This window comes from Xanthovirga aplysinae (assembly GCF_009711365.1).
Lineage (GTDB): Bacteria > Bacteroidota > Bacteroidia > Cytophagales > Cyclobacteriaceae > Xanthovirga > Xanthovirga aplysinae.
The window spans coordinates 1-3,335 of record NZ_SMMB01000697.1; the positions used below are offsets into that span (position 1 = coordinate 1).

The window sequence follows — 3,335 nt, forward strand, 5'->3', positions numbered from 1 at the left end:
TTAGGGCAAAAAATAACATAGATTGGACAGCTTGGTCAAAAGTATATCATTCAAATAATGCTAATCTAAGTTCTGTAAACTGGGCTACTAGAGATCTTACCGTTAGTGGATTAGCTCAATTTGAAGATACTGTCAAAGCCAATGGAGATATTCGGTTTGATATAATAAAAAATGAAGATTCTAAAAGAATTCATTGGACTGGATTAACTGACAATCATTCCATCTTTGTCGAAGAAACAGCAGACGGAGAATCCACAAACTTAGTCATTTTTAATGAGGATAATGGGGCAGATGGAACCATTATTAGAAATAAAAGTACTTCTCAGGCTACTCCGATAGATATTGCCAATTTTAGCAATACGGGCGTGATATTTAACCCTGCTCTATTTATAGAGAATTTAAATCTAAAACTAACCAAGGGAAGTAATAACGATTTAAACATTACCACCAACCATGGCTGGACCGCCATCGGTGCAAGAAATGAAAACTATTCTCATTTCCATACTGATAGGCCTTCTTTCTATTTTGATAAAAGTATCTATCTGAATGGAAATCTAATTAATTATACCAGCGGAACAGGAAGGTATATAGGAAAGTTTGATTATTACAAAACGAGAAGTTTTAGTTCCAGGGTAAAATATGGCTTATGGGATGATTTTATTGGAATTGGTTATGTAAGTGATGCAGATTTTGCCACTACCTTAAACTTTGGACACCTAAGTGGCGGTGGAATGACTTTTCAAACCAAATCTTCCAATAGGGGCTTCTGGTGGGGAAATGCTGACCAAAATTTGGATGGACAAGGGGCCATGTCACTTACTACAGATGGTAGATTGTACGTTGGAAATGATCTTACCGTGGTAGATGGTGCCGAGTTTGGGGGAGATATTAGAATAAACACATCCACTAGTGGTAACTTTTGGCCTCTTGCTATTTCAACAGCAGGTAAATCCAATAACTCCGGATTCTGGACCAATAGCGATAGTGTAGCCTTATACCTAAGAGATTCGGAAGGAAATTTAAATGTTACGCTTAGGTCAGATGGGAACAGTCAGCTAACTCATGGTTTGACTCTTGGTGGCGATTTATCCGTAAGTGGGGTATGCACTTTTAGTAAAACCCTAAAAGCCAGCCTGGGAGAAAACTATGCCATTGCGGAGCTGGAAAATGATGAAGGTGGATTTAGGTTATTAGCTAATTACGATGGTTATGATTGGTACCAGACGCAACAGAATATGAAATTATCTGGTTGGTCTGGAGAAACCTTAGATGAACTTAATATCAGAGCCACCAAAAGTATTTTTTCTGGTGCTGCTGATTTTGGGGGTACAATAAAAGCCCCGGAAATTCAAATTAATAATTCAAGTCTAAAACTAACTAAAAATTCAAGTAATCGGTTGGTCATTACTACTCCAAATGGTTACACGGACATTGGGGCTGGAAATGAGGCCTGGTCACATTTCTATACGGATAGGCCTGGGTTCTACTTTGATAAATACATTGCTGTAAACGGGAATATTTTAAATTATAATAATCAGTCTGGCAGGCATGTAGGGGATTTCGATATTTATAGTGCCAAAGCGGCAAATGAAAGAACGAAATTCAGATTATGGGGTTATGAGACCTCTTCCTATGGAATTGGTATGACTAGCGGAGTTAGTTATGGCCATATTGGAGGTGCAGGAAGTCAATATGCTATGATCTTCCAAATGGATGCAACCAGTAATCGTGGTTTCTGGTGGGGGAAGAATAGCGATAACATGACAACTCAAGGGGCTATGTCACTTACTACCGATGGTAAATTGTACGTTGGAAATGATCTTACCGTAGTGAACGGAGCAGAATTTGGAAGTACTATCAAATCCAATGGAGATATTCGATTTGATATTATTAAAAATGAAAGTTCTAAAAGAATTCACTGGACAGGCCTAACCGACAATCATTCCATCTTTGTGGAAGAAACTGCTAATGTTGAATCTACTAATTTGGTGATTTTTAATGAAGATAATGGGGCAGATGGCACAATCATAAGAAATAGAGCCTCTAGTCAATCCATAGATGTAGCGAAATTTGTCAGTTCAGGGGTAACAATCAAGCCATCCTTAAAAGTAGAAGGGAGCTCCTCAAATACAATTATAGAGGTTATCTCATCAGATGCTTATGAATCGGAGTTGAGGTTGCGTGGGAGTTCACAAGGTTCAGGAAGAGTTTATGTTGGTCAATCGATGTCCCATGGAGGGGGTATAGAATACAATGGTGATACTAACCCTGACACCAATTCCGGGGCTGGAAGTGATTATTTTGCCTTATATAGGCGGTCTAATAGTGTGAGTACCTGGACAGCTAGAAATCTGCATAATAGTGATAATTGGGAATTTAAAGGAGATGTAGTCGCCTACTCCAGTTCAGATAAACGTTTTAAGAAGAACATAAAAACTATTGAAAACCCTTTAGAAAAGGTGAAAAAAATAGGGGGATATTCATTTGAATGGGAGGCCAATCAAGAAGCATATCAAGGACAGGATATAGGAGTGATAGCACAGGAGATCGAAGATATCTTCCCTATTCCCAATGTGGTATGTACAAAAGAGGATGGCTATAAGGCGGTGAAGTATGAAAAGCTTATAGCTTTATTGATTGAGTCGGTAAAAGAGCTGTCCGCTCAAAATGAACAATTAAATAATAGAATAACAGCACTAGAAAACGAATGATAAAATCATGGCATTATCTAATTACTAATTTAAAAATGAGCGATGTGGCTAGGGAATTGGGAAAATCTACCAATAACATTAGTTTACGCACCTTAATGAGTTACGCAACTACAAGAGGTTTTCATTCTTCTTATAGCAGCAGGTCAAATCTAACTGCCAAGCCTATGAAGGTTGGAGAATTTAGAAGGTATGAACATTTTCTTTTACCTCCCATAGATCCTATAGATGATCCAATAGACCCAATAGAAGATCCAAGGGATCCAAGAGAAATAGAGGATATTGAATTGAGACAATTAGAATAGGAGTTAAAAACTCTTTCTTTGCATATCAAGCAGCCAATAAAAGTCATAGCTCACCTAAAACAGGAGAAGGTTCCATATTGTAGGGGTACCAGACCATTTTATTCTTTAGCCTTCAATTCATCCTTTTTCAAAAATTTTGAATTCCTAGGATTTCATTTGCAAAGGGGGAAGAGGGAAAATTTCAATTAACCTCTCATCCATTAATCAGGGAAGAAAAAGTTAAAATTATTTTCAAACCTATTTAAAGGAAAGGTTTTCTTTTTACGGATAACTAGGAGTCCATTTGGAAGAATTTCTCCTTCCAGTTTCAATCCAAACTTTT

At 37.5% G+C, this 3,335-nt stretch carries 2 protein-coding genes; both read left to right on the forward strand.

Annotated features, from left to right (window positions below):
• Positions 1–2,711 (forward strand): tail fiber domain-containing protein (locus tag E1171_RS04295; RefSeq protein WP_187696253.1); only part of this gene is annotated, 2,711 nt, incomplete at its 5' end.
• Between the two features lie 35 nt (positions 2,712–2,746).
• Positions 2,747–3,013, forward strand: coding sequence for a hypothetical protein (locus E1171_RS04300; RefSeq protein WP_155204445.1), 267 nt, complete (start codon positions 2,747–2,749; stop codon positions 3,011–3,013).
• Positions 3,014–3,335: the final 322 nt, after the last annotated feature.

What these genes read in the sequence shown, in the direction of transcription:
- E1171_RS04300 (WP_155204445.1), top strand. Translation starts at nt 2,747, where the DNA reads ATGAGCGATGTGGCTAGGGAATTGGGAAAATCTACCAATAACATTAGT.